General features: G+C 56.8%; 26 protein-coding genes and 3 pseudogenes. 14 read left to right on the forward strand and 15 right to left on the reverse strand.

The features are described from left to right. Positions 1 to 29: 29 nt before the first annotated feature. The 6 genes and pseudogenes from SB756_RS08450 to SB756_RS08475 all read right to left on the reverse strand — a co-directional run bounded on the left by SB756_RS08450 (position 30) and on the right by SB756_RS08475 (position 3,446). On the reverse strand, positions 30 to 557 hold the full coding sequence (locus tag SB756_RS08450) for a tyrosine-type recombinase/integrase (RefSeq protein WP_410910648.1): 528 nt from the start codon (positions 555 to 557) through the stop codon (positions 30 to 32). Further along, complete coding sequence (locus tag SB756_RS08455) at positions 548 to 1,084, reverse strand: phage integrase central domain-containing protein (protein WP_410910649.1); 537 nt, start codon at positions 1,082 to 1,084, stop codon at positions 548 to 550. Before SB756_RS08455 ends, SB756_RS08450 begins: the two co-directional genes overlap by 10 nt. After that, the gene (locus tag SB756_RS08460) at positions 1,084 to 1,308 is read right to left on the reverse strand and encodes a hypothetical protein (protein ID WP_341795718.1); all 225 of its coding nucleotides are present in this window, start codon (positions 1,306 to 1,308) and stop codon (positions 1,084 to 1,086) included. The genes SB756_RS08455 and SB756_RS08460 overlap by 1 nt, the downstream gene beginning before the upstream one ends. A 32-nt stretch (positions 1,309 to 1,340) precedes the next feature. Then, a pseudogene (locus SB756_RS08465) lies at positions 1,341 to 1,592 on the reverse strand (hypothetical protein); the annotation flags it as partial. Next, positions 1,516 to 1,851 (reverse strand): annotated as a pseudogene (locus tag SB756_RS08470) (hypothetical protein); the annotation flags it as partial. The pseudogenes SB756_RS08470 and SB756_RS08465, both read right to left, overlap by 77 nt. Before the next feature lie 224 nt (positions 1,852 to 2,075). Then, entirely contained in the window at positions 2,076 to 3,446 is a 1,371-nt protein-coding gene (locus tag SB756_RS08475; RefSeq protein ID WP_341795717.1) for an HD domain-containing phosphohydrolase, read from the reverse strand. 198 nt (positions 3,447 to 3,644) lie between these two features. Here SB756_RS08475 and SB756_RS08480 point away from each other — a divergent pair, with 198 nt between their 5' ends. The 3 genes from SB756_RS08480 to SB756_RS08490 are packed head-to-tail and all read left to right on the forward strand — an operon-like array spanning position 3,645 to position 7,854. After that, positions 3,645 to 4,643: a cytochrome-c peroxidase gene (locus SB756_RS08480; protein ID WP_410910650.1), complete on the forward strand. Its 999-nt coding sequence runs from the start codon at positions 3,645 to 3,647 to the stop codon at positions 4,641 to 4,643. Then, the gene (locus SB756_RS08485; protein WP_341795715.1) at positions 4,640 to 6,454 is read left to right on the forward strand and encodes a DAHL domain-containing protein; all 1,815 of its coding nucleotides are present in this window, start codon (positions 4,640 to 4,642) and stop codon (positions 6,452 to 6,454) included. The genes SB756_RS08480 and SB756_RS08485 overlap by 4 nt, the downstream gene beginning before the upstream one ends. After that, positions 6,451 to 7,854 (forward strand): ATP-binding protein, encoded by a 1,404-nt coding sequence (locus SB756_RS08490; RefSeq protein WP_410910651.1) that lies wholly within the window; start codon positions 6,451 to 6,453, stop codon positions 7,852 to 7,854. The genes SB756_RS08485 and SB756_RS08490 overlap by 4 nt, the downstream gene beginning before the upstream one ends. Before the next feature lie 336 nt (positions 7,855 to 8,190). Here the strand turns inward: SB756_RS08490 and SB756_RS08495 are convergent. Next, positions 8,191 to 8,361, reverse strand: a pseudogene (locus SB756_RS08495) (FAD-binding oxidoreductase); the annotation flags it as partial. A 510-nt stretch (positions 8,362 to 8,871) separates the two neighbouring features. Here SB756_RS08495 and SB756_RS08500 point away from each other — a divergent pair. The 4 genes from SB756_RS08500 to SB756_RS08515 all read left to right on the forward strand — a co-directional run bounded on the left by SB756_RS08500 (position 8,872) and on the right by SB756_RS08515 (position 11,695). After that, entirely contained in the window at positions 8,872 to 9,414 is a 543-nt protein-coding gene (locus SB756_RS08500; RefSeq protein WP_410910652.1) for a redoxin domain-containing protein, read from the forward strand. Between the two features lie 11 nt (positions 9,415 to 9,425). Beyond that, positions 9,426 to 9,965 carry a DsbA family protein gene (locus SB756_RS08505; protein WP_070086726.1) on the forward strand — a complete coding sequence of 180 codons (540 nt, stop codon included), beginning with the start codon at positions 9,426 to 9,428 and terminating at the stop codon, positions 9,963 to 9,965. 98 nt (positions 9,966 to 10,063) lie between these two features. Continuing rightward, positions 10,064 to 11,164: a low temperature requirement protein A gene (locus SB756_RS08510; RefSeq protein WP_064493025.1), complete on the forward strand. Its 1,101-nt coding sequence runs from the start codon at positions 10,064 to 10,066 to the stop codon at positions 11,162 to 11,164. Between the two features lie 228 nt (positions 11,165 to 11,392). Then, complete coding sequence (locus SB756_RS08515) at positions 11,393 to 11,695, forward strand: putative quinol monooxygenase (RefSeq protein WP_023047152.1); 303 nt, start codon at positions 11,393 to 11,395, stop codon at positions 11,693 to 11,695. A 415-nt stretch (positions 11,696 to 12,110) separates the two neighbouring features. On the opposite strand, the gene SB756_RS08520 is transcribed toward SB756_RS08515, so the two are convergent. After that, positions 12,111 to 13,094 (reverse strand): LLM class oxidoreductase, encoded by a 984-nt coding sequence (locus tag SB756_RS08520; protein WP_043862986.1) that lies wholly within the window; start codon positions 13,092 to 13,094, stop codon positions 12,111 to 12,113. A 515-nt stretch (positions 13,095 to 13,609) separates the two neighbouring features. Between SB756_RS08520 and SB756_RS08525 the strand changes: the two genes are divergently transcribed. From SB756_RS08525 to SB756_RS08535, 3 genes are all read left to right on the forward strand, one after another. Continuing rightward, complete coding sequence (locus tag SB756_RS08525) at positions 13,610 to 13,732, forward strand: hypothetical protein (protein ID WP_341795711.1); 123 nt, start codon at positions 13,610 to 13,612, stop codon at positions 13,730 to 13,732. A 332-nt stretch (positions 13,733 to 14,064) separates the two neighbouring features. Then, positions 14,065 to 14,493 carry a LexA family protein gene (locus SB756_RS08530; protein WP_059396000.1) on the forward strand — a complete coding sequence of 143 codons (429 nt, stop codon included), beginning with the start codon at positions 14,065 to 14,067 and terminating at the stop codon, positions 14,491 to 14,493. After that, a complete protein-coding gene (locus SB756_RS08535; protein WP_410910653.1) occupies positions 14,483 to 15,757 on the forward strand; it encodes a Y-family DNA polymerase in 1,275 nt (424 codons plus the stop codon). The genes SB756_RS08530 and SB756_RS08535 overlap by 11 nt, the downstream gene beginning before the upstream one ends. A gap of 50 nt (positions 15,758 to 15,807) precedes the next feature. Here the strand turns inward: SB756_RS08535 and SB756_RS08540 are convergent, their stop codons facing one another. Then, a complete protein-coding gene (locus tag SB756_RS08540; RefSeq protein WP_410910654.1) occupies positions 15,808 to 16,212 on the reverse strand; it encodes a MerR family transcriptional regulator in 405 nt (134 codons plus the stop codon). Between the two features lie 73 nt (positions 16,213 to 16,285). Here SB756_RS08540 and SB756_RS08545 point away from each other — a divergent pair, with 73 nt between their 5' ends. The 3 genes from SB756_RS08545 to SB756_RS08555 all read left to right on the forward strand — a co-directional run bounded on the left by SB756_RS08545 (position 16,286) and on the right by SB756_RS08555 (position 18,858). Then, positions 16,286 to 17,350, forward strand: a complete 1,065-nt coding sequence (locus tag SB756_RS08545) for an SDR family oxidoreductase (RefSeq protein WP_410910655.1) — start codon at positions 16,286 to 16,288, stop codon at positions 17,348 to 17,350. A 611-nt stretch (positions 17,351 to 17,961) separates the two neighbouring features. After that, entirely contained in the window at positions 17,962 to 18,330 is a 369-nt protein-coding gene (locus tag SB756_RS08550; RefSeq protein ID WP_410910656.1) for a hypothetical protein, read from the forward strand. Between the two features lie 219 nt (positions 18,331 to 18,549). Beyond that, the gene (locus SB756_RS08555; RefSeq protein WP_341798890.1) at positions 18,550 to 18,858 is read left to right on the forward strand and encodes a hypothetical protein; all 309 of its coding nucleotides are present in this window, start codon (positions 18,550 to 18,552) and stop codon (positions 18,856 to 18,858) included. 49 nt (positions 18,859 to 18,907) lie between these two features. Here the strand turns inward: SB756_RS08555 and SB756_RS08560 are convergent, their stop codons facing one another. The 3 genes from SB756_RS08560 to SB756_RS08570 all read right to left on the reverse strand — a co-directional run bounded on the left by SB756_RS08560 (position 18,908) and on the right by SB756_RS08570 (position 19,899). After that, positions 18,908 to 19,123 carry a hypothetical protein gene (locus SB756_RS08560; protein ID WP_258657163.1) on the reverse strand — a complete coding sequence of 72 codons (216 nt, stop codon included), beginning with the start codon at positions 19,121 to 19,123 and terminating at the stop codon, positions 18,908 to 18,910. Positions 19,124 to 19,268: 145 nt separating this feature from the next. Then, positions 19,269 to 19,469, reverse strand: coding sequence for a hypothetical protein (locus tag SB756_RS08565; protein ID WP_341795706.1), 201 nt, complete (start codon positions 19,467 to 19,469; stop codon positions 19,269 to 19,271). 115 nt (positions 19,470 to 19,584) lie between these two features. Continuing rightward, positions 19,585 to 19,899, reverse strand: coding sequence for a hypothetical protein (locus tag SB756_RS08570; RefSeq protein WP_341795705.1), 315 nt, complete (start codon positions 19,897 to 19,899; stop codon positions 19,585 to 19,587). A gap of 226 nt (positions 19,900 to 20,125) precedes the next feature. Between SB756_RS08570 and SB756_RS08575 the strand changes: the two genes are divergently transcribed. Then, a complete protein-coding gene (locus SB756_RS08575; RefSeq protein ID WP_410910657.1) occupies positions 20,126 to 20,485 on the forward strand; it encodes a hypothetical protein in 360 nt (119 codons plus the stop codon). An 84-nt stretch (positions 20,486 to 20,569) separates the two neighbouring features. Here the strand turns inward: SB756_RS08575 and SB756_RS08580 are convergent, their stop codons facing one another. From SB756_RS08580 to SB756_RS08590, 3 genes are all read right to left on the reverse strand, one after another. Next, positions 20,570 to 21,769, reverse strand: a complete 1,200-nt coding sequence (locus SB756_RS08580) for a hypothetical protein (RefSeq protein WP_410910658.1) — start codon at positions 21,767 to 21,769, stop codon at positions 20,570 to 20,572. 51 nt (positions 21,770 to 21,820) lie between these two features. Beyond that, on the reverse strand, positions 21,821 to 22,300 hold the full coding sequence (locus tag SB756_RS08585) for a VOC family protein (protein WP_016499924.1): 480 nt from the start codon (positions 22,298 to 22,300) through the stop codon (positions 21,821 to 21,823). 110 nt (positions 22,301 to 22,410) lie between these two features. Beyond that, positions 22,411 to 24,030 carry an NADP-dependent glyceraldehyde-3-phosphate dehydrogenase gene (locus tag SB756_RS08590; RefSeq protein WP_049276423.1) on the reverse strand — a complete coding sequence of 540 codons (1,620 nt, stop codon included), beginning with the start codon at positions 24,028 to 24,030 and terminating at the stop codon, positions 22,411 to 22,413. Between the last annotated feature and the right edge of the window lie 264 nt (positions 24,031 to 24,294).

Below are 24,294 nucleotides of genomic sequence, written 5' to 3' on the forward strand. Positions count from 1 at the left end.
CTTGTCCTGCGGGGGTTCCAGAGGTGTATTTAGGCCCTGTCGTCAGTCTTGGGCCAATTTTGGGCCAATTCGACTCGGGGCGGCAGCTTCTCCAGCTCCCTCCAGTCCGAGGAGGAGCTGATCCATTTCGCGTAGGTAGAGAGCAACATCTCGACGCTGTGGCCAAGCTGGCTCGCGATAAACACGGGGTTCATCCCAGACATCAGGCACATGGTTGCGTAGGTGTGGCGGGTGTCGTACTGACGGCGTTCACGGATGTTCAGCGCCTTCAGCGCCGATTTGAATTGGCGGATTGTAACACTTGGTTCGTTGATCCACAGCCCACCTTTGCTCGGTTGAAACACGAAAGGGCTTTCGGAGTTAGCTGACTTGGAAGCCATGCGTCGAAGATTCGCGATCCGCTGGGCCTGCGTAACGGCATTTAGCGCACGCTCATTCAACAACACTACCCGGTGATGCTTGGTCTTGGTGCGTTCCTGCGGCGCTCGGTTCACGATGATTCGTCGAATAGTGACGGACCGCCCTTCAAGGTCAAGATCTTCCCACTTCAGAACCATGGCCTCGCCTGGGCGTACCCCGGTAAAAAGCAGAACTCGAAGAATGCGGCATAAATCTGCGAATATTTCCGAAGTGTCGCATACAGGTGCGAGATTATTGCTTCCGCCTCAGAGCGGCTGTATGGGTCAACGACCTTTTTGACTACCCTAGGTTTATCGAGCGATGCGGTAGGGTTTTTAGTGATCAGTCCGTCGAAAACCGCTGTCTTGAAGACGCTTGCCAGCTTGATAATCGCATTGCGCTTGACCCCCACTGATGTCCACTGGATCTGCGAGATAACACCGCGAACCATTGTCGGCGTGATCATGTCGATCCGACGGAGGCCAAGGTACGGCATCCAGTAGAGGTTGAAAGCGCTCTTGTAGTTGTTGCGGGTGCCTTCGACAATGTCACGGCTGTCCAGCCACATCTGGGTGTAAGCCCCCAGGCTAGGAATGGACTCTGCCGTCTGACGAGCTACCTCCGATCCGGGGAATAGCTCGGCATACTTCTCGTCGTCCAGCAAGCCGTGGCGGATCAGATTCACTACTTGATCACGTACACGGCTGGCTGCGCGGATCCCCTGCGCCGTCGGGGGGGGGCGAGGGTTTCACCGCGACGCTCACCGTTCCAAGTGTTGTCGAGCAGCTCTTGCTCGCGGCCGTCGGCCCACATCTGCTGATGGCGCTTGTTGCATGTGAAGCCGGTGTCCGACTCGCTTTCACCGTCGACCCACTCCAGCCATTTGCAGGTGTTGCAGTTCTTGCCCATCGCGGGCCCCTGTAGATCAGGTAGGCCATGTACTGATACCTCTCACCAATCCAGCGCCCAGGCGCCAGTGCGGGTGTAGGTTCGGGTTGTGTTTCGTGCGGGGAGAGCTGGCGCTGGTTGCCGGCCTGCAGCTGGCTGTCGGGGATTGCGCATGGTGCAGATGATGTGCAGCGGGCTGGTGAGGATGGTGTCGACCAGCTTGCGGTGGCGCGGCGTCGTCTCGTTCCAGGCCGACCAGGTGTTGCCCTTGTAGCGCTGCTTGGCGATCGTGTCGTTGATCTCAAGGCAGCCGCCCGAACCGACCCACTCGTGGGAGTAGCTGTCGATGATCAGCGTCGAGTAGCCGCCTGCCTCTGCAGCCTTATCGGCCTGTTCAGTTATGAAATTTCGAGTAAATGGGATGGGGACGAGCCAGGAAGGATCGTCGTAGGCAGAACGCCTGGATGGGGGCTGACGCTGTCTAAAACTGCCTTGGAGCTTCTCGGTTTTACTGGGCCAAAATCGCGGAAACTGGCTGACCTGTATTAGACAGGCAAGACCCACAGGCCGCTTTCGGCGCGGCCTGAGACTTGATTCTCACGCTACTGCTGCAGTACCAGAAGCTAGTAACATCCGTAGCTGTTGCACGTGGAGTTGCAGGCGTTCCTGCTTTCGACCCAGAGCAGCCCTTCACCGAGGACAGTATCGCCAATTGCAGTCATATAAGTACGCAGGAAAACATAAGCGCCCCTGATGAGCGAGTAGCTGCTCCTCGTATCGACTTCAGTTCAGCACAGAGCTGAGCCTGACGCCCCACGCGTTAAATCTTCATCCAATGGGGCCCTGACAAAAATGCAGTATTTTCCCCCCTCCATGGATTCGAAAGCTACTAGCTTTTCCACCAGTGCTGCGCTCAAAACCTTTCCGGCATTGAGCAGCAACATGCCGTTGTCAGCGTTCAAATTGCGCGCTAGCACCATTCCGGGGACCAGATCGCGGGTAGCGCAAACACGTACTTCAGGGTCCGCCAAGGTGAGATCACTGAGGAACGTCGCGCAGACGTCGACGAAATCGTCAAGTAGCGCCGGCTCATAAAGACGGCCGCTGTACTTGCGAAGGTAGAGCAGGGCCTCGTCGCTGTTCATCTGCCTTTCGAGGATCAGTCCACGCTGCAGTTCGACGAAGTCCACAGCCAGCTTAAGCAGGCGGGCGCCGAACGGAATGGCTTCACCTTTGAGGCGGTCAGGGAAACCGCTGCCGTCCCAGTGCTCTTGGTGATGGAGGATCAGCCGCGCCGCATCCTTCATAGGCTCCAGGGTCATCAGAAGCGATTCGCTTTGGCGTGGATAATCGCGGTAGCGCTCGCGGTCACTGTGCATAAGCAAGTCCGAAGGCGCGACGATCATGCTGTCTGGCCAACTCAGCTTGCTGATGTTGTACAACGCCGCCGCCATAGTCAGGTCGCGACTAGCCGCCTCGTCCAAGGCGTACGCCGTACAGTAACAGCGAACTAGCTCAATGATCTGACGGTTGGTCTGCTTAGCCGGCGGCAGCCGCAGGTTGGCCAGCATCGAGAATACTTCAGTTCCGGTGACATAGCTGTGTTTCAGTTCTTCGTAAGCCAGATCGAGCATGTCGGCTGTCTGCTGCAATTCGGCGGTGCGGGCTGCCACGCGCTTTTCCAAATTTATGTTTAAAAGCTTTAATTGAGCGTTCTGCACTCGCGCGAGTACCTCCAGCCGCTGGCGCTCGCGCTCGGAATGTTGATGCTCAAGGGCCTGGCGCAAGGTCAGTAGCATCTCGTCGTCGTTCCACGGCTTGCTGATGTAACGGTGGATACGACCATCATTGACAGCTTTGATGATCGCGCCAGGGTCTGCATAGCCAGTAAGCATGATCCTCACGACTGCGGGATAGCGTTGGTGGACTTGCGCGAGCAACGTTGCACCGTCCATGCCCGGCATACGCGCATCGCTCATCACAAGATCTACCGGCCGTTCGGTCATCAGCGCCAGCGCCTGTTCACCGCTGGTGGCCAACACCACGTCATAGGGCTGACCCCTTAATAGTCGACGCAGACTGTTGAGGATTGGCTCTTCGTCATCAACCAGTATCACAGTCGGCCGAGTGGCTGTTTTCGGGGTAGATTGCACTTCCATGTGGGGCCTCGCGCGTAGGTCGATGGCGGCACGTTGTCAGTTCCTGAGCGAAGCGTGCTTGGGCAAAGGCTAGATCATTTTATTGCCATGCGCATCGGAACACAGATCGGCAGACCACAGGCAAAAAGTGCCGAAGGCATCTAACCTGATGGCAATGCATTCTCGTATTCGTCAGCCATGGGAAAAGGACTCTCCCTGATGGTCGAGCTTAATACCTGTCTTCATCCTCATCTGCGTTACAGGGGGCGCTTGTGGAGTTGCCTGCGCTTGCTGGGGCTGTTGGCTCTGTGCTCGGCCGTAGGGGCCGAACCTCTGGACGAACCGCTCAAACCCCTGCCGCCGATTCCCATACTGGCGCCTGCGCGCGTTGAACTGGGACGCCAATTGTTCAACGACCCACAGTTGTCACTCAATAGCTCTTTATCCTGTGCGAGCTGCCACCGTCTCGATAAATACGGGGCCGATGGCCATGCCTTTTCGATCGGAGTAGATGGCCAGCAACTGTCACTCAATACTCCGACGGTCTTCAATGCCAGTCTCAATTTCCGCCAGTTCTGGGATGGCCGAGTTGAGTCGCTAGAAGAGCAAGGTAATGCAGTAATCACCAGTGCCCATGAGATGGGCGGGGACTGGCAGGTGATAGTGCAGCGCATCTCCGGCGAAAACCGTTACCGCCAGGCCTTCGCCGATGCCTACCAGGATACCGTGACCAAGGACAACATCCTCGACGCGCTGGCTACCTACGAAAGGACCCTTTTAACACCCGGCGCCCGCTTTGATCGTTATCTGCAGGGCGACACCGAGGCGCTGACCTTGCAGGAAAAATACGGTTACCAGCGCTTCAAGGATTATGGCTGTATCGCTTGCCATCAAGGTGTAAACATCGGTGGCAACATGTTCCAAAAATTCGGCGTATTCGGTGACTATACGATCGATCGTGGAAACCCGACTCACGCCGACCTAGGACGTTTCAACGTGACCGGTGCCGAAGCGGATCGAGGTGTCTTCAAGGTTCCGAGTCTACGAAACGTGGCGATGACCGCGCCCTATTTCCATGATGCCTCGGCTCCTACTCTGGAGCGCGCGGTTGACGTGATGTTTCAGTACCAGCTTGGACGGATACCCAGCGACGAAGACCGTGAACTGATTGTGATGTTTCTCAAAACCCTCACCTCTGAAAATGTGGGGCAGCCATGAGTGCAATCTCCCGACGCGGAAGCCTGTTTTCACTCAGTGGTTTGGTCCTGGCGCTATCGTCAATGCTGCTGTTCCTTTACCTGAACTCCGGTTCAGAGCAGACACAAACCTACAATGAATCTCGGGATCTTATTCGTCAGCTCAAGCAGCAAGATGCGGTGTGGGAAAACGAAATGCTCAAGGCGCGGGTAGCCATATCCCATGACTACGATCTACTTGTGACGCCCCTCAAAGAGATGAGGCAACTTTGGACACGCTTCGACAGCCAAGAAGCTGAGCAAGGGCGCAACAGCTCTACACAATGGCGTGATGCCCACGATGGCTTTCTCGGTGCGCTTGGGGAAAAAGCTCGGCTTGTCGAGCAATTCAAGTCGCACAATGCTCTACTGCGAAACTCCCTTGCGTTTCTCCCTGCTGCCGAGGACGCTATCCAAGCCCAGCTAAACAAGGTTCTCGACCCGCGCCGGCAGGAGGTCCATGCATTCGCCACCGACACTTATGATCTGTTGCTCAGTGCCCTGGAGTTCGCACAGGTTACGTCTGCGGACAAGGCGGCAGAGATCGAGCTCGGGCTGGGCAATTTGGCTGTCAACGTGCAGAACCTGCCCAGCGAGTTTCAGACGCCGGTCAAACTGTTGAGCAGTCATGTGGCATTGATCCTGCGCGAGCAACCTATCGTCAACCGCCTGCTCGCGGACATCGAGACGATCCCTGTCGCCGAACGATTAGATACCATCACCAGCCTGCTGGATCGGGACCAGCAGCAGGTTGAGAAAAACGATCGTAAGTATCACCTCTTCACGTTGTGGCTTTCCGGCCTGCTGATGCTCTCGGTCGTGTGTCTGGCTGCCCTGCTGGTGCGGAGCTTTTCCGAGGTGAGGCGGGTCAACAACGCGTTGCAGGCTTCCAATGAAGTTCTAGAGCAACGGGTCGAGGATCGCACTCGGGAGCTCAAGAATGCCCAAAGCGAACTGTTCAATGCCGCGCGCCACGCTGGCATGGCAGAGATCGCCACCAACGTGCTGCACAATGTAGGCAACGTGCTTAACAGCGTGAACACCTCCTCTAATCTCATTGCTCAAACCTTGCGCAGCAGCAAGACCCGAGGCTTGGGCAAGGCAATGCAAATGTTCGATGAGCATTCAGGCGAGCTCGGCCAATTTCTTACCGAAGACCCCAAGGGCAAATTACTTCCCGGCTACCTCAACCAGCTGACCGAGGCCATCACTCATGAGCAGCGCGAAATTGTGGCCGAGTTAGACCGGATGAGTAAGAGCGTGGACCACATCAAGGAAGTGGTGGCCACCCAGCAATCCTATGCGGGGGCCAAGAGTGTGCACGAGCCGCTGTCGGTCAACGATCTGATAGAAGACGCGCTACGCATGAACGCCGGGGCGCTGAGTCGGCACCAAGTTAACGTGGTGCGCGACTTCGATGAGCTACCCCAAGTGATGGGTGACCGGCATCGAATGTTGCTGATACTGATCAACCTGATCAGTAACGCCAAGTACGCCATGTCCGGTCAAGGCAACGAGCACAGGACCATGACCTTAAGGACGCGGATCATCGAGGGAGGGTTCCTAGAAATGAGCGTTCTGGACGAAGGCGAAGGCATTGCCCCGGAAAACCTGCAGAAGATATTTGCCCACGGCTTCACCACCCGCAAGGATGGGCATGGCTTCGGCTTGCACAGTTGCGCCCTGGCCGCGATCGAGATGAATGGCCAACTAACCGCTCACAGCGACGGCCCTGGTCTGGGGGCGCTCTTCACGCTGAGGATCCCGCTAACCGCGGTGCGGGAGCCTGCATGAGTAGCTTATCTAATCGCCGAGTCCTGCTGATAGACGACATGCCATCGATCCATGAGGACTTTCGCAAAGTCCTGAGCCCAGTCAGGCCGCAGACCGCCGAGCTGGACGAGATGGAGACGTTACTGTTCGGTAATCAGCCCAAGCCGGAACGGCCGGTTGTCGAACTCGATTCGGCCTATGGCGGCGAGGAAGGTCTTGACCTGTTGAAACGGGCGCTTCATGCCCAGAAGCCTTACGCGCTGGCTTTCGTCGACATGCGCATGCCGGATGGCTGGGACGGAGCTAAGACCATCGAGCAACTATGGCAGGCGGACCCGCAGTTGCAAGTGGTGGTGTGCACCGCATACTCAGACTATTCTTGGGAGGAACTGCTCGACCGGCTACAGGCCCACGACCGCCTGCTAATCCTAAAAAAGCCGTTTGACAACATTGAGGTCCAGCAGATGGCCAACACCCTGCTGACCAAGTGGGAAATGACTCAGCGCGCCTCTTTGCAAATGCACCAGCTCGAACAGCGGGTTGAGCGGCGCACCCATGAGCTGAAGCAGGCCAGCGACGCTTTACAGCAGGAAATCGACGAGCGTAAGCAACTTGAAAGCCAGCTGGTGCAGTCGGAGAAGCTTGCCTCACTGGGGCAGATGGCAGCTGGCGTAGCACACGAGATTAACAATCCGATCGGGTATGTATCCTCCAACCTCGGCACTCTAGAAGGGTACTTTCAGCAACTAACGACGATGCTCGACGCTTATCGCGAGGCAGAGCAGCTATTGGGCGAAAGCGAAACCACCATGGCCTTGCAAAGGCTGCGCGAGCACACTGAGCTGGAATTCCTCAGGGAAGACATTCCCATCCTGATTGAGGAATCCAAGGACGGAATCGGTCGCGTGGCGCAGATCGTCAAGGACCTAAAAGACTTTTCGCGTGCTGACAGCACCCAGCAGTGGCAATGGGCCAACGTGCAGCAGGGCATCGATTCCACACTAAACATCGTTGCCAGCGAGCTTAAATTCAAGGCAGATGTGGTAAAGCGGTACCAGCCGTTGCCCGAGATCGAATGCCTGCCGTCGCAGATCAATCAGGTGATTTTGAACCTGGTGATTAACGCCGCCCAGGCTATGGGGCCGGAGCGTGGAACCATCACGTTGTGCACTGCCCAACACGACAACTGGGTATGCATCGAGGTTACAGATACAGGCGCTGGGATAGCACCGGAAAACGTACAGAAAATCTTTGACCCTTTCTTCACCACGAAGCCTGTAGGACAAGGCACCGGACTAGGTCTGTCCCTCTCCTACGGTATTGTAAAGAAACACGGTGGTGAGATAACCGTTTCGAGCCAGGTCGGGGTGGGGACAACGTTTCGTGTACAACTGCCAATCAGCCAACAGGTAAGGCAGTGAGCGAATGTGGATTGAATTGCCCCTTGTAGAGACCTCCAAGCCTAAGGTGAAACCCTTTCTTTAAGAGGCAGACCCGTCCGCTTCTGGCCGATTACGCCCCCTCGCTAAAGGCCGGTATGGGTCGAAAGCGGCCGGTCCTGAATGGCCGCTTTCGACCCATAGCTGCCCTTGGCGGAGGGCAGCTAACGGCCAAAAGCGGTCAGTGACGATATTCGCAAAGTCTACCGCTCAGCTTCCCGAAGACCGATCTCGACTATTCGTTAGGTACAGCACCATCGCTGCGCGAGCCGCATCTTTGACTGCTGCTCCGCGCAGTGCTGCAATGGGGTCACGTTATCCGTATAGGATGTTGCTCCATGCGAGTGAATCTCCAAACACTCCCGACGCGATACCTTCAGCCTCAACCAAGGTGATATTCGCGCCTTTATCAGCCAGGTGTTACGCCAGCGAAGCGCTCACGATGCCGGCACTAATGACAACGACTCGTTTGTCCAGAGCATTTCCCATATCAACCTTCATTCTGTAGACCTGAAGGCGGTTTCAGTGTCTGCCTCTGGTCGATTTCTGCTTGTCGTAAGGGGCAGCAGTTGTCGTCCAGAAAGCAGATGTAAATTTGTCTGAAGTGGCGAAATAGCTGCCAAAATCATCGTGTTAAAACGCCGCCTGAAATGGCAGCAAGATAAGCGCGTGAGTGTTGTTGGCACTGGAGGGTAGCGAAAAATCGTTCAGCTACTACGGTAAGCGTCATCAACGACTATAGTCATTGGTGAGCCAGAGCGAATCTGACCATTCCCCTGCCAACCTGGCCTAATCCAATTCCGCGATTACACGGCGGATCTTCTTGTGTTCCTTGATGCGGAACGTGAACGTTTCGCTGCCGAAATCACTCAGGCTCAGGCTGAGATCGAGGCAGCGTTGTCTTTTTTTGAACCCCTTGATGGTGGATGGAGTTATCCCGCCGGGCACGTCGCATCCCACTGAGCACGTCCCAACCACCCATCTATCAAGGTTCAAGCTATGAATACTTTAGAGTTCGATGATGTACAAAAAACCAATGGCGACCTGGTTCAGGGGCCGCTGCCGGCCGGCACTGTCGCGCCCGACTTCACTCTTCACGCAACCCCTGATCAACAGTTGTCGCTGCGTGAGCTAAAGGGAAATCCCGTGATATTGGCGTTTTATCCCGCTGACTGGACTTCGGTGTGTGGTGACCAACTGACTTTGTACAACCAGTTGCTACCCACATTCAGAGAATACGGTGCGGCGCTACTGGGTATCTCGGTTGACAGCGCCTGGTGTCATCAGGCCTTTGCCAAAGATCGGAATTTTCACTTCAGCCTGCTGGCCGATTTCGAGCCCAAAGGGGCTGTGGCACGACAGTATGGAGCGTACGAGTCCCAGCTCGGGGTTTGTAAGCGTGCGCTGTTCGTGATTGACAAGGACGGGGTGGTTGCCTGGAGCTACGTCTCCCCGATGGCAATCAACCCTGGTGCGGACGGTATTCTGGATGCGCTGGATGCTTTGGCGAATTCGCCACAAAACACGCCAGCCAAAAATTAACAGGTGATTAGATGGCCACTCTCAAAGTCCCGGTAAGTGCCAACGACCATCGCCAGGGAAGTGCGCATGCCAAGGTCACCTTGGTCGAATTTGGCGACTATGAATGTCCCTATTGCGGTGAAGCTTATTGGATGGTCAAGAATCTGCAACAGCATTTTCGCGATGACTTGCTGTTTGTGTTCCGTAACTTCCCTCTGACCACCGCTCACCCCCATGCATTGGGTGCAGCGGTCACCGCTGAGTATGCCGGGAGTCGAGGATTCTTCTGGGAGGCCCACGACGAATTGTACGAAAATCAGGATCGATTGGGCCTGCCGCTGTATCGCGCCATCGTTCTCAAACACGGCCTTTCCAGGGAGGAATTCGATCTTGCAATGCAAGAGGATACTTACATTCCCAAAATACAAGCCGATTTCAATGGCGGTGTACGCAGCGGCGTGAATGGCACCCCAGCGTTTTACATTGACGGGCTTCGCTATGACGGAGTTCCAGAGTTCATCGGGATGAGTCAGATGATTGAGCTTTTGTTAGTGCGTGGACGAAATCGCTAGAGAGCCAAATCGGCTTGGCATCACCCACATCGGAGCCGAGGAAAAACCAACGTCAGCTTCCTTTTACATTAAAGAGGTGGGCACGGAGCCGGCAACTAATGAAATCTTTGAAGTATTATGAAGAAAATCGACACGCCACATGGTTGGAGTTGTTTTTTGACCTGACTTTCGTTGTTACGATAGGCCAAGTTACGCACACTCTCGGGCATGTTCATGATGGGCACTTTGAACATAAGCAATTATGGACATTCTTACTGCTTTTTGTGCCGTTGTGGTGGATCTGGTCCAGTCACACGATTTACTCCAACAGGTTCGATACAGACAGCAATCTTCACCGGTTGGCAACATTATTCATAATGCTCCTGCTCATTGTGCTATCGGCACGGATCGGGGAAGACTTGGAAGTGAACTACCCGCTCATTATTGCCTGCTATTTTGGTATACGTGCAATCATCAGTGTTATGTATATTTCATCCATTAGTAAACTCGATTCTCGCGGCGAACTTTCCTCAAGGCTTGGCTTCGCCCTATTAGTTAGCGCAGTTATTAGCCTTTCATCCGTTATTTTTGACCCGCCCTTGCGTTACCTTGTTGCTTATATTGGGATTGTTCTTGATATTCTGTTTCCTGTATTTTTCTGGACTAAACTAAAACCGTTGCCAGCACACACAGAGCACTTGGTTGAGCGCATAGGCCTACTCACCCTAATCTTATTGGGGGAGTCAATTATTAGCCTTTCCGGAGGCTTATCTAACATTCAATGGGGTTATTATAATGTGATGGCGGCCATCACCGGATTTATCATGATTTGCAGTATCTGGTGGATCTATTTTGATAGTTTTTACTTGCTGAACAAACATCAAAGCAGTATGAGTGGGCACGCCTTAATCTACTCGCACCTTTTTCTTTTTATGGGGCTGGCACTGCTGGCAAATTTGATTAGGCATGCGATCCTGAACGACATTGCGATACGCGATTTCCAGATTATGTCGATCACCGGCATGGCCTTGTTTTTCCTAGGTAAGCAATATGGCTATTTCATAGCCGTGAGTAGAATAAGGAAATACATCCTACAAAACACGTTGATAGTGTTTTCTTTGGGCGGGTTAGTCGTGTTTTTACCCCGCGTCGAGTACATATTGGTCGGCCTGACAGCAACCATGATCTCTTATGTTTTTCTAAATTTCAGATATCGTTGAATCATCATTATCAGACCAGAGGGTGGGACCAAGTGAGCAAGTGGCTGACTTGCGGTTACATGCTGCCCACTACGTCGTTCTCACTGCTCGTGCGCTACTCGCCGCTACCCTTGGTCTATTTGGGTTTGTAATCCTGGTATCGTCGACCATAGTTAAGAGTCTCGGATGCCCCTCTTAGCTATCGCGATCTGATAGCGCCAGCCGCATCGTAACAACAGGAGCCACATCATGGTCAAAGTAGCGTTGTTCGTTCGCCTAGAAGCAAAACCCGGGAAAGAAAAGGATGTAGAGAGCTTTCTTTTGGGTGGCCTTCCGTTAGTGGAGGAGGAGCCAGCCACTACAGCCTGGTTTGGAATCCGCTTGGGGCCGTCCACCTTTGGCATCTTTGACGCATTCCCGGATGAAGCGGGCCGGCAGGCTCATCTTTCGGGCAAGGTCGCGGCGGCGCTTATGGCAAACGCTGCCGAGCTATTTGCCGAACCGCCATCAATCGAGAAGGTTGACGTCCTTGCGGCCAAGCTACCCGGCTAAGCAAACCCAATAGGAAGCTCCAGTCAGTACTGGGAGGCCCACGATGTATTTTGTGAAAATCAGGATAGCCTGGGCCTGCTGCTGTTCCGGGCGGTGATCAATCAAAACACTTCTATTGAAGATAAATGTCATGGCTAAAGTGCCGTGTCCAGGATTCATGCCATGCTTGCGCGCTCGGTATAAGTGAAAGGATACGCGCGCAAATCGTGTCCAGGGACGGCGTGGAAGCCGCACAGAATCTGCAAGGCAACGTGCTCATCACGGGTTTAGGCTGGGTAGGGTAGATTGTTTGCCGGGCACCGGTCGCTCATGGCGCGAAGATCTCCATCATTGATATAGAACCGGAGGTCATCCGCACCGTGACACCTTATGGTTTCGTCAAGTGAGCATTCGTCGGCGTAGCAGTGACCGATGTTCAATGAGCTGCCTGACGCGGCTGCACTCCGAACTGCGCAACGATGTGCGTACCCAATTCCTCAATAACTTCCACCGCAGGGCGCTTGCCGTATTTGAGATTGAGAATGACGTGGTCCACGCCGATTTCCTCAAGCGACTCCAGCAAAAAACGTAGATGGTAACGTCCAAGTCTGAACCCCAAATGGATACGTGTGGGTGGCGTTGACGGATTCTCATCGAGATCGATGTACAGCGACTGAGTAAAGGGCTTATACACAGAACCACATTGTTTCGTGACCTCCAGTCGCCAATCTTCCACGACCAGCCGCTGCATGTTCGGAATGCGTGGATAGTTGATCCATCCGTTGCTCTCACGCGCGATCCAATCCAGTGACTGGCGACTGTTGCCGGTCACGAGCATTGGAATGAATTGGGTGGTCGGTTTCGGAATCAGGTCTGCGCCTTGCATTTCACCAGTGCTCCAGTGGATGGGCTCAAAACTGGTGCTGTGGGCGCGGCGAATCACTTCGTAGTGTTCTCGAAAGATCTCTCCACGCCTTTCGGGATCGACGCCAAACGCCGAAAACTCCACTGGCCGATCTCCCGAAGCAACCCCCAGAATCAAGCGACCAGTGCTCAACTGATCTACGCTGGCTGACGCCTTGGCCGTGTGCAGGGGATGGTGCAGCGGGATGGCGATGGAGGCGGTGCCAAGTGCAATCTCCGAGGTATGGGCGGCCATATAACCCAGGTAAACCCAGGGGTCGAAGACTTGGCCGACATCGCCGAAGCCAGGGTCGCGAAGCGGCACGTCGCGAAACCAGAGCGCGCAGAAGCCCAGCGCCTCGGCTTGTTTAGCCAGTGTGACCTGGTTGAGCATGCTCGGAGTGTCCCCGTCGAACGCCTCCATGGGAAAGAATAATCCAAGGCTCAAATGCCCCTGAGTGAAGGTTCGGCTGAACCCTCGATGCTGCTGGTAAGGAATCGTGCTCGGCCGATACATACGGATTGACCTCATGGCAGAACGTGAACAGCGCCCCCGTTTCCAGAGGTGCTGCGGCATCGGTCGCTTTTGAACGGCAGGTGGGGGGACTGGGTCTGGCTTTTACCCGTTGCGCCGTACTGCTGGTCGTGTGGACCGGACTTAGGGGGCAGTTGCTGGCGATAGGCGCGGGTTGGTCCGGGTGGGTGTTAAGCGGACGGTCAAAGGAAGTCAGATCTCTCGGCTCTATACCACCAGATGGGCAAGGCGTTCGAGGAATCATTCTATAAGCGTAGGCGGTTTTGCAGCTCTCCGCCATATTCTTACAATCGAGCCGCTGGCGGGCGAAAGTCGCGTATCGAAGGCAGTTATCGGTCGTTTCCTGCCATTCCAGAACGGCCGCTATTGGCCGGTAGCTGCCTTTCGCGAAGGGCAGCTATGGGTCGAAAGTGGACAGCCAACCGCGGCTCCGAGGTGATGCCAATTTTGATACCACTGATAGGGAAATGAGGGGGAGAGGAGGGGGATCAGCGCTGTTGCTGAGTGGATGCTGGGAGTCCGAGGAAGAGAAGAAGGCGCAGGCCCCGCAGGCAGCCAGCGAGAACCTCTGGAACATCATTCCGCCTGATGAAAGCCAGGACGAAGGCTTTACGCCTTGACTCACTTCCTCCCATAACGCCGCCGACCCGGCGTACGCCACTGGCCTGAACTGCCCCGGGCGACCATGCGCCAGCACTTGGCCAGGCGCTGCAAGCGCTCGATCGACTCATGCATGTGCCAGACCGGCACGCCGATTTGGTAGGGCTGGCCACTCTTGCAGGCTTAGAGGTGCTCCTTTTGTATTTTTTCAGAGTCGCGCTCCAGAATTTCAAAGGTACCTTCCGCACATACCTCACCTCTCGTCCGTCAGAATTTTTACCCGTCAGGATTGACCGGGCACCTGATGCCAGATTTACTGTATATACATACAGTTCTCATCAGGCCTTCCACCATGACCATCACATTTTTGGGTACGCCCACCGGCGGAACCGAATTGCTACCTCTGTATTCGTTTCACGTTCCGGCTGGTTTCCCTTCGCCTGCCGCGGACCATCTGGAAGGCCATATTTCCCTTGATGAGCTATTCGACCTTCGCGCACCTCATGTGTATCTGGTGAAAGTGGAGGGCGACAGCATGCAAGGGGCGGGGATCTACTCGGGTGACATCGTCATCGTCGACCGCGGTCGTGAGGCGGAGCATGGGGACATTGTCATCGCTGCAGTCAACAGCGAGCCCGTTTGCAAGCGTCTGCATCGTCGCGATGGCGTGGTAATCCTGAAATCTGAAAATCCCGCCTACCCGGCACGGTACATCATGGAAGGCGACGAGCTCGTTGTCTGGGGCGTTGTGCGTTACAGCGTTCGCGACCATGCGCAGTGAACAGGTATTCGCGCTGATCGACTGCAACTCGTTCTACGCGAGCTGCGAGCGCGTGTTTCGGCCCGACCTGGCCAAAACCCCGATCGTCGTGTTGAGCAACAACGACGGCTGCGTGATCGCCAGGTCATACGACGCGAAGCCCTTCGTGAAGATGGGCGAGCCGTACTTTCAAGTGAAGGACAAGCTGCGCCGGCACGGCATCAAGGCTTTCAGCAGCAACTATGCGTTGTACGGCGACATGAGCGAGCGGGTCATGACCCTGATCGACTCGATGGTGCCGGCCACTGAGATCTACAGCATCGACGAGTGCTTCGCTGATCTGTCCGGAGTACAGGAAAACCTGACCCAGTTCGGACGCAAGATGCGGTCCAGGATCTTCCAGTGCACCGGTATCCCCGTGGGTGTCGGTATCGCCGGCACAAAGACGCTTGCCAAGCTGGCCAATCATACGGCGAAGTGCCTGCAGGCGCAGACCGGGGGTGTGGTCGACATTACCGATCCGTTCAAGCGCGATTGGGTGCTGCGCAACACCGAAGTGAAAGAGGTATGGGGCATCGGGCGGCGGATGACCGCCCACCTCGAGGCGATGGGCATTCATACGGCGATGGATCTGGCCAAGGCTGATGCCTGGACGCTGCGGCAGAAATTCAGTGTGGTGGTGGAGAAGACTGCCCGCGAGCTCGCAGGCACGCCGTGCCTGGAACTGGACGACCCCGACCCCCCGAAGCAGGAAATCTGCTGCAGCCGGATGTTCGGCAAGCGGCTGACAGAGCTGGCGCCCATCAAGCAGGCAGTGGCCACTTACGTCGGCCGAGCAACGGAAAAACTCCGCGCCCAAGGCTCAGTGTGCAAGCGCATGCGTGTGAGCATTCGCACCGGCATGTTCAACCCGGATGAGGCGCACCACGCACAGGGCGCGCTGGTGGAGCTGCCATACCCCACCTGTGACACGCTGCTGATGACCCGACTGGCCACCGATGCGGTCGGACGAATCTTCAGGCCAGGGTTTCGCTACAGCAAGGCAGAAGTGCTGCTGATGGACCTGCGGCAACCAGGTGATTTTTCAGAGGACTTGTTTGCGCTCAAACAGTCAGTGGCATGTGATCGACTGATGCAGGTGATGGATGACATCAACGGGCGTTGGGGGAGGGGGACGATGCGAGCCGCCAGCGTGCCGGCATCCCCGGACTGGGGGATGAGGAGGGAGATGATGAGCCAATCCTATACGACGCGGATCGATCAGCTCTGGACGGTGAAATGTTAAGCCTGCCATCGGCGTGGCTGGACGAGCTGAGCGAATGGCCTTGCCGGAGGCTATGGCGTAGAGGCATGCAGATGGACAGCTAAGCTGGGAGTAATCAGACCGTTGGCAATGGCACTGGCTTCAAGCTTCGCATGCTCTGCATTCAGAAAGGCATAAGCGGCTTGAAGCGTGGCGATCTTCGCTTGAATTTCGGTCATCTTGCTGGCGACCAAGGCTGCGCCTTGCGCGCAATCGATCTTGTTGCCCCGCTTGGCTGCAAGAATTTCTCCAATCTCAGCGAGGGAAAAACCGCCACTCTGGGCGCCCTGTATAAAGGCCAGGTCAACAACCGTCTGATCGCTGTAACTGCGGTAATTGTTGGCCTGTCGTTGTGCCACGATAAGCCCGAGCTGTTCGTAATAGCGCAATGTATGCCGACCGACGCCACTGCGGCGTTCTAACTCTCCAATGTTCACACTAAAAACCCCTTGACTATAGAGCGTGCTCTACACCTTAGCCTGCACCCATTATCCAGACAAGGAATCAGGCATGAGTGTGGAATGTTTCGTCACAGGCGGCAGTGGATTTGTAGGGCAACATCTACTGGCCCGTCTTACCGCTGCCGGGTACAAGGCCTGGGTGCTTATGCGCACCCCTGGCAATATTGAGCGTCTCAGAAAACAGGTAGGTCAACTGGGCGGTAATCCTGCGTATATCCATGCCGTTGAGGGCGATATCAGCAGAGAGGGGCTTGGGATCAGCGAAGCGGACAAGCAGTGCGTGTCTTCGGCCTCTGTGATCTTCCACCTCGCCGCGGAGTTTTCCTGGGGGCTGTCAATGGAGCGCGCCCAGGCTGTCAATGTGCTTGGGGCGCTGAGGGTCGCCAAGCTTGCGGCGAGCCAGCGCATCCGATTGCTGATGGTGGGCGGCTTCATGCTGCAGAACCTTGATCACCTTGCCCGTGTCGGTGTTGATAAAGAGTGCCCTGAAAACACAAATTGGCCCACAGTCTACGGCCGGGTAGGTGGCTACGAAGGCAGCAAGATCGAGTCACATTTTGCAGTCATCCGTTATATGCAGGATGCGGGCGCGGACTACACGATCGTTCATCCTGCTACGGTGTGCGGCCACAGCGAGAGTGGTCACATCCTGGAAGGGCAGCCTCTGGTCGCACTCGTTCGAAATCTGGCACAAGGTCGGTTCAAAGCGGTCCCCGGCTCCCCCAGGCACTGGCTGCCATTAGTCAGCGTTGACTACTTGGTGGCGATGATGACCTGTGTGGCGTTCGACCCCTGGATGGCCAACCGCCAGGCGCTGGCGCTGCATGAACACACATCGAGCCTGCAGGGGATGCTTGAGCAGATCGCAAAAACGCTGGAGGTCAAGGCGCCACGCCGGCATTTACCGATAAGGTTGCTCAGGTGGCTTTTGGCGATTCCCGGGCTGGAAGCACGGTTTGCGATCAGTGCCGAGTCATTGGACTTTATCCAGACGCAGCGCTTCGACATGAGTGATAGCGAGCAATGGGAGCGCAAGTATCAGTTAAAACATCCCGACATGGCGCGCACGTTGGACAAGACGGTGCAATACGTCAAGGATCACTTTCTCCACTGAGGCAGGCCAGCGGTAATGGCTCAAGCAATACATGTGACAGGGAGCTCGCGTTCGGCACGTGGCCTATATCAGCAAGACCTCGCCATACTCTAAAGAGCGGTGACGAAGGCCGCCACGCATGAGCGCAATGGTAGCGGTTGGATGCGGTTCGGTGCTGGAACGGTAATTGCTGTGACCCTGAGACATTGACCTCGCGGAGAGCGCCGAAATGACTCAGGATGACCGCTATTACATGGTTTTCGTTGTGGCTGCTGTGCTGGTACTGGATCTGGTGGCAACCCTGGTGTTTCTCAAGGCCATTGCCTGACCCCGAAAGTGGGCTCGGTAATACTCGGAGTTGGGGTCATTTGCCGTCGCTTATGCCCATCCGACTGTGACATGCCCGAGCCCCGCCGGAATCCTTGCGGCAGGCTGGCCGGCCTGATGCTTGCGAGAAAAGCCGCTGGAGAAAAGCCTGGCTATAACTCAAATGCATCCTGAACCCATATAGCAAATAACCCTATGGCACGGTTGTCATTGAGCAGTAACATGGGCTCACTAAAGCTAAAAAACGGGCGTGCTACTTGGCAACACTTTCCCAGGTTCTCAATGGGGGAGCAGGAGTGTGACGCGTGAATCGTTCAAGATCGGTAGCAGGCGCATTGCTTGTGTCCACCTTCGCCACAGTGTTCATGGCAGGTTGCGCACAAAACCCTGACGTGCGTGATGGGCATGATTATACCTCTGGCACCACCGCGAAAAGCCCACCGGCGTATCTGGGGTGCGTGAAGGGCGAACTTCCAGGGAATGTGAAAACCTACGAGGTCGATGGCGATCACTCGGTCAGACTGTTCATCGAAAGCACCGACCCCAACAAGGCAGGTGGCCTTGTGGAGCTGCGCAGCACAGGAGGCCAGCACCAGTTCACGGCCTATCAACGTGATGCCTGGTACGACCATGGCCGGTTGCTGGATGCCGCGTTGATGTGTTCGAAAGCATGATGCAATGACCCCTCTACACTAAAAGCCCGCTATCGAAAGCGGGTTTTTTGTGTAGGGACGTCATCATGATTTCCGCCCAACGCGCTGTATGCAGGTTCACCGGCAAATTTCAAGAACTGGCTGGAGCCGTGCCTGTTTTGCATTTGCCTGCCTTGACCGCGATAATTCACGCATTTGAATGGAGAACAGTGGGTGGAAGCCAGAAGCGTTGTCGCCGAAATGTTCATTGGGATCCCCACGCATTTCTGGGTGTTGCCCGTTGCCGGCCTGGTTGCATACTACGGCCTGAAATGGTCCGCCAGATTCAGCAGTCGTAGCACCCTGCTGCAAGCCTCGACTTACCTGTTGTTGCTGGCCCTGGCGGTGCTACCCAACGGCTTTTATGCCCTGTTTCCACCGGCGCCCGACCCGGATGTGCTGTTGAATCACGCGCCATTGCCCAACTATGCGGGGCGCTTTTACCTGGATGCGTTCTACGTGTTCAGTGGTTGGGCGCTGAGCAAAGTGGCGAAGCTCAAGTTCAGCTGACTGGCTGCCCGGGCACCTGATGCGAAGCAGTCACCTGCTTCGCTCATCATCAAGCGCCTTTGATGTCGTCGATTTTCGCAGCCACAGAGCGCAGCTCGTCCGCAACCACATCGATAGACCTGATGTGCGCTGTGACATCGATCTCGCGCTGCGAACTGCCCCGCGCCTCCATGAACCGGGCGTGGCCACTCATGGCCTGACTGAGTTTTTCCAGATGATCGGCTGTTCGGACCAGATCCGACTTGATGCTGTGAAGCGTCTCCATGGTGCTAAAGGCCTTCCTTGTCTATTGCTTCATCGGTCCCGTGAGCATCGCCTCAGGGCCGGGTGAAACGCAACAGATTTGTGGAAGGCCCCTCCTGGACCGAGCTCTGAAAAGCTTGTGCGATCCCTGCAGTGGCGTCGGAGGTTCAGCTTTTTTCCCGCACCTGCAATACCGAACCCTTGTCGTCGGTCACCAGCAATCCGCTGGTGTGAGTGCCGTCTGATTGCTGCTCGGCAAGTGGCACGTCCGAGGAGCGAAAGATGCTGCGGCCCTGTTCACCGGTTTTAAGTGTGACCAGCTTGCCATTCTGATAGAAGAATTGCGTGTTGTTGGCGTTCTTTTGCATGGTGTGTAGTTCCTGGCCGAGTCGCGGTGTGATGCCCCATTGGCAGGTTCACTTTCTCAGCGTTCAGCCGCCCATGCTACTGGCAGAAATATCAGGTGCTCTGTATGCCACCCGCTCAGGCTTCGTCCGGCAACCGTCCTGGGCTGAAGAAAAACGAGGCCACCACCACCGCCGTGATCACGCCTGTAGCATCTGCAAGAAACAGCAGCAAAGCACTGCTATCACCCTGCGCCAGGTGTTTGCCTAGCGCAAAGTCCACACCATGCGGGCATGCGGCGATCATGAGCAGCATGGCGGCCAGCAGGCCAGAAAGCAGCTTCATGTAGGCCCTGCCGAATGCCAGGCCATAAGCCCAGAACACGAAAATACAGAGCACGGCGAGGCCGGTGGAGGTTGCATATTGGGCGAGTAGGTCCAGCCACCAGAGCATGGGGTTCTCCTGAGCAAAGCCGGCCGGTGATGCCGTGATGTTAATCAGAAGCAGGGCAGAATGAATTCGTTCCTTGGGTCACAACAATTAATTGCTGCTACCGGGCGCCAGTAAACAAGCTGCTATGTGTGTTTGTTGTTGCTGGCGCGTTGGTGCTGTGTCAATTGCGCGAAAATTCAGCTGCAAGACCTTGGTTGATTAGAAACTCGGCGCAACCCTCGCTAGAATGCAGCGTATCCCTGACGGCCAATTGCAAATGCCTACTTTTCGTATCTTTCTCACCTGTGCGTTAGTTGCCACTCTTGTCGGCTGCGCAACGCCCGGCAAACCCACTGCCAGCAAGCTGACCAAAAAAACACCGCAGCAGTATGCTGCCTGTGTCCTGCCCAAGTGGCAGGCCTTGGCACCCCAGGCCACACAGAAGTCGATTGCCCACGGTTACCGGCTGACGGCATCCAGTGCGGTGGCAAGTGACGATGTGCTGGACGTGGTCGACGCTCGCGAGGGCAGCCGCGCGACCTTCTACAAGGGCAGCTTCCTGTCTGGCGACAAATTGCGCCAGGCGGCCAAGGAATGCCTGGACTGAATCGGTACCCGCGAGCCTGGGCCCCTTTGCGCCCCGGTCGCGCCACAAGACCGTTGCTGCAGCGGGGCATGTACTGTCCGGCGTTCAGCGCTCCCGCATGAAGAAACCGGCGACGAACTTGCGGAAGGTTTCCAGGCTCTTGAAGTCGGCGTAGCGCTTGAAGTTTTCGGTGTCCGGCTCTGGCCCGATGGGCTGTTCCAGTAGCGACACTGACAACACCCTGTCCTGGTCCGAGGTCAGCACCAGCTCATCCATCACCTGGCCGCCGATCACTGGCCGGCGCATCTGCACCTTGACGCCTTTGCTGGCCATCCAGTCGATCAGCGACACCAGGGCCTTGAGCGGTTCGCGCTCTTCATCGCGATACACCGGGAACAGATGCGAACGGGACAGCACCGGCACGCTGGCCACGTGGATCAGCTCATAGAAATGGCTGCCGGCGCTGGTCGGCGAGTAGATCATCAGGGCCAGCAAGGGCCCGGTGGTGCGGCTACCGCCCCAGTACAGGTGGTGCCCCTGGAAGTCGAAGCCGTCTTCACTGCGGTTGTTGAACAGCTTGCGCCCTTTGATCTGGTCGACGCAGTCCAGCATCAACCCATGGCGGCGATGGTTGCCGAACACGGTGGCTTCGCGCAGGCGGGACTTGAGCATCATCATGTGCTTCATGTCCAGCCGGGTTTCCAGGTAGTTGCTGGCAGGTACCCGTTCCAGCAGCGGGTAGCGGCTGGCCACGCTGCGCAATTCGGCAAACTGCGTGGTCAGGTCTTTTTTCAAGTGGGTGGCGTAGAGATTGAGGCCACTGGTTTCTATCCAGGTCAGTAACAGCGACAGCAGGCGCTGCTGTTCGCGCCGCTCGTTACCATCACTGGTGGCACTGATGGGACTGGTGGCACTGGCGTTACTGGCGCGAAAGTCACCAATCAGGCGCAATGGCGTGTCGGGCGGTAGCCAGGCGGCGGGTGGCGCAGGGTCGTCTTCGCGCTCGGAAGCCTCCCGCTCGTCCTTGGTGAACGGGCAGCCAGCCGCGTGCTCGGCGGTGCCTGGGTTGTTCTTGAGGAACAAGGTGCCGGTGCTGCCGTTAAGGGTGACATTGAGCACCGGCAAGGCGTCGTTGCGGCAGTCACAGGCCAGCCACTGGTTGGCGTTGCGCACCTTCATCAGTAGCTGGTTGGCCTGCAGCAGGCGTGGGCCGACGAGGCTGCCGGTAGCAAAGCCGACCAGCAGCTCCTCTTCGGCGGAGGTCAGGCTGCGCACCTGCGCAGCGGTTTTGTCGATGATTCGCATGAAGCAGCTCCAGGCTACGAGCCTCAAGCTTCAAGCAAAGTCGCGCCGCTTTCAACTTGCCGCTGGGTTACCGCCGAACATCTTCGCGGCGCGGGCACGAATTTCATCAGGGCTCAGGTCCTCCTTATGGGTGGAGACGAACCAGATATTGCCGAACGGGTCCTTCAGGGTGCCGCTACGGTCGCCGTAGAACTGGTCGGTCAAGGGGTGCAACTGGGTGCCGCCAGCCGCCAGGGCCTGGGCGTATACCTTGTCGCAGTCCTCGACATACAGGTGCAGGCCCACGCCTGCGCCACTGAGCTTCTGGCTGGCGGTAAGGCCGCCCTCCATGTCGCAGGGGTCGCCCAGCATCAGCGACGAGTCACCGATCCTCAATTCGGCATGGCCCACGCGCCCACCAGGGGCATCGAGGCGGAACATCTCGACCGCACCAAAGGCCTCCTTGTAGAACTCGATGGCTTTGGCGGCGTCGTTGATGGCCAGGTAGGGGGTGATGCTGTGCTGGCCTTCCGGGATGGGTTTGACTGCCATGTTCGACTCTCCTTTGCGGTGGGCGCCGGAGGGCGCCCTGTTGCTTAGAGTCGTTTGCGCCGATGGAAAATCGACAATGGCGCTAGATCGATTTTCTATAAGTGCGGCCGTCAGAAGATGTAGTCGGTGGTCAGGAAGCTCGATTGGCGGTTACGGATGATTTCGCTGATCAGTGCCTTGTTGGCCTCCTGGAAGCGGGTGGCGACCAAGGTGCGGATAGAGAAGACACGCAAGGCGTCATGCACCGACAGGGTGCCTTCGGCGCTGTTCTTGCGGCCGTTGAACGGGTAGGTGTCCGGGCCGCGCTGGCATTGAGCATTGATATTAATGCGCCCCACCTGGTTGGCGAAGATGTCGACCAGGCTGCCGATGGTCGCCGGGTCGTTGCCGAACAGGCTCAGCTGCTGGCCGTAGTCGGAGTCCAGCACGTAGTCGATGACAGTTTGCAGGTCGCGATATGGCACTACGGGTACCAGGGGGCCGAACTGCTCCTCGTGGTACACGCGCATTTCGTGGTTCACCGGGTACAACAGGGCCGGGTAGAAGAACGACCCGCGGCTTTGCCCGCCACCTTCGTTCAGCACGCGCGCGCCCTTGGCTGTGGCATCGGCGACCAGGCCGTCGAGGTAGTCGACTTTGCCGGGCTCCGGCAATGGCGTCAGCGCGACGCCCGGTTCCCAGGGCATGCCGGGCTTGAGCGCGGCCAGTTTGCGCTGGAACTTGTCGAGGAAGGCGTCGACCACGTCCTCGTGGACGAACAGGATCTTCAGTGCCGTGCAGCGCTGGCCGTTGAACGACAGCGCGCCGGTAACCGCTTCTTCGACGGCGTTGTCGAGGTCGACCTGGGGCAGCACGATCCCCGGGTTCTTGGCATCCAGGCCCAGTGCGGCGCGCAGGCGGTGGGGACGTGGGTGCAGCTTTTTAAGGTCGCTGGCAGCCTTGTGTGTACCGATGAAGGCGAACACATCGACGTTGCCGCTGGCCATCAGCGCGCTCACCGTTTCCCGGCCGCGGCCATAGATCACGTTGATCACACCCGGCGGGAAGCTGTCACGGAAGGCTTCGAGCAACGGTCGGATCAGCAGCACACCGAACTTGGCCGGCTTGAACACTACGGTGTTGCCCATGATCAGCGCCGGGATCAGCGTGGTGAAGGTTTCGTTCAGTGGGTAATTGTAGGGCCCCATGCACAATGCCACGCCCAGGGGCGCGCGGCGGATCTGGCCGAGGGTGCCCTGTTCCAGCTCGAAGCGGCTGGAGCGGCGGTCGAGATCCTTGAGGGCGTTGATGGTGTCGACGATGTAGTCGCAGGTGCGGTCGAATTCCTTTTCCGAATCCTTGAGGTTCTTGCCGATCTCCCACATCAGCAGCTTGACCACCGCCTGGCGCTGCTCGCGCATGCGTGCCAGGAAGGTTTCGACATGCTGGATACGTTCGGCCACACGCATGTTCGGCCAGGCACCGCGGCCCTTGTCGTAGGCCTGTACGGCGGCGTCGAGGGCGGTGAGGGCGGTGTCGGCATCGAGCAGCGGTGCGCTGCCCAGCACCACCTGGCGTTCATCAGCACCCTCCTTGAGCCATACCGGACTGCGTACCGTGGCCAAGGGGCCGTCCCAGCGCCTGAGCTCGCCGTTCACCAGGTAATCTCGTTGTTCCAGAGGGGCTCCCAGGCGCCAGGTTTCAGGGATGTTCTCGGCGCTGGGGAAGAGTGAATCGAGCAGACGGTCCATAGATACTGCACCTCACATTGCGGGGCTGGTTTCAAGCCGGGTGAATCGCTTCAGCTGCGAGCATGCACCGGCCGCCGGAAAAACACCAGTCTGGCTCAAGCGGACCGTGTGTGCTTGCCAAATGGGCCAGCAGGCACCCTGTAAGGCGTTCAGGCAATTTGACGTTTCTTTTATGCAAACAAGATATCAAATGCTAATTATCAATAGCCAAGTTGTAATGAAATGGCGCGTGTGTCGGCACGCTTATAGCAAACTTGCGATGGA

The organism is Pseudomonas sp. SIMBA_068, assembly GCF_046534705.1.
GTDB lineage: Bacteria > Pseudomonadota > Gammaproteobacteria > Pseudomonadales > Pseudomonadaceae > Aquipseudomonas > Aquipseudomonas putida.

Coding starts and splice junctions, on each gene's coding strand:
- SB756_RS08530 (WP_059396000.1), top strand. CDS start 14,065: ATGACCATCACATTTTTGGGTACGCCCACCGGCGGAACCGAATTGCTA.
- SB756_RS08475 (WP_341795717.1), bottom strand. CDS start 3,446: ATGGAAGTGCAATCTACCCCGAAAACAGCCACTCGGCCGACTGTGATA.
- SB756_RS08490 (WP_410910651.1), top strand. CDS start 6,451: ATGAGTAGCTTATCTAATCGCCGAGTCCTGCTGATAGACGACATGCCA.
- SB756_RS08520 (WP_043862986.1), bottom strand. CDS start 13,094: ATGTATCGGCCGAGCACGATTCCTTACCAGCAGCATCGAGGGTTCAGC.
- SB756_RS08450 (WP_410910648.1), bottom strand. CDS start 557: ATGGTTCTGAAGTGGGAAGATCTTGACCTTGAAGGGCGGTCCGTCACT.
- SB756_RS08485 (WP_341795715.1), top strand. CDS start 4,640: ATGAGTGCAATCTCCCGACGCGGAAGCCTGTTTTCACTCAGTGGTTTG.
- SB756_RS08510 (WP_064493025.1), top strand. CDS start 10,064: ATGAAATCTTTGAAGTATTATGAAGAAAATCGACACGCCACATGGTTG.
- SB756_RS08590 (WP_049276423.1), bottom strand. CDS start 24,030: ATGGACCGTCTGCTCGATTCACTCTTCCCCAGCGCCGAGAACATCCCT.
- SB756_RS08515 (WP_023047152.1), top strand. CDS start 11,393: ATGGTCAAAGTAGCGTTGTTCGTTCGCCTAGAAGCAAAACCCGGGAAA.
- SB756_RS08505 (WP_070086726.1), top strand. CDS start 9,426: ATGGCCACTCTCAAAGTCCCGGTAAGTGCCAACGACCATCGCCAGGGA.
- SB756_RS08570 (WP_341795705.1), bottom strand. CDS start 19,899: ATGCTCTGGTGGCTGGACCTACTCGCCCAATATGCAACCTCCACCGGC.
- SB756_RS08555 (WP_341798890.1), top strand. CDS start 18,550: ATGTTCATTGGGATCCCCACGCATTTCTGGGTGTTGCCCGTTGCCGGC.
- SB756_RS08480 (WP_410910650.1), top strand. CDS start 3,645: ATGGTCGAGCTTAATACCTGTCTTCATCCTCATCTGCGTTACAGGGGG.
- SB756_RS08545 (WP_410910655.1), top strand. CDS start 16,286: ATGAGTGTGGAATGTTTCGTCACAGGCGGCAGTGGATTTGTAGGGCAA.
- SB756_RS08500 (WP_410910652.1), top strand. CDS start 8,872: ATGAATACTTTAGAGTTCGATGATGTACAAAAAACCAATGGCGACCTG.
- SB756_RS08560 (WP_258657163.1), bottom strand. CDS start 19,123: ATGGAGACGCTTCACAGCATCAAGTCGGATCTGGTCCGAACAGCCGAT.
- SB756_RS08565 (WP_341795706.1), bottom strand. CDS start 19,469: ATGCAAAAGAACGCCAACAACACGCAATTCTTCTATCAGAATGGCAAG.
- SB756_RS08585 (WP_016499924.1), bottom strand. CDS start 22,300: ATGGCAGTCAAACCCATCCCGGAAGGCCAGCACAGCATCACCCCCTAC.
- SB756_RS08460 (WP_341795718.1), bottom strand. CDS start 1,308: ATGGGCAAGAACTGCAACACCTGCAAATGGCTGGAGTGGGTCGACGGT.
- SB756_RS08535 (WP_410910653.1), top strand. CDS start 14,483: ATGCGCAGTGAACAGGTATTCGCGCTGATCGACTGCAACTCGTTCTAC.
- SB756_RS08580 (WP_410910658.1), bottom strand. CDS start 21,769: ATGCGAATCATCGACAAAACCGCTGCGCAGGTGCGCAGCCTGACCTCC.
- SB756_RS08575 (WP_410910657.1), top strand. CDS start 20,126: ATGCAGCGTATCCCTGACGGCCAATTGCAAATGCCTACTTTTCGTATC.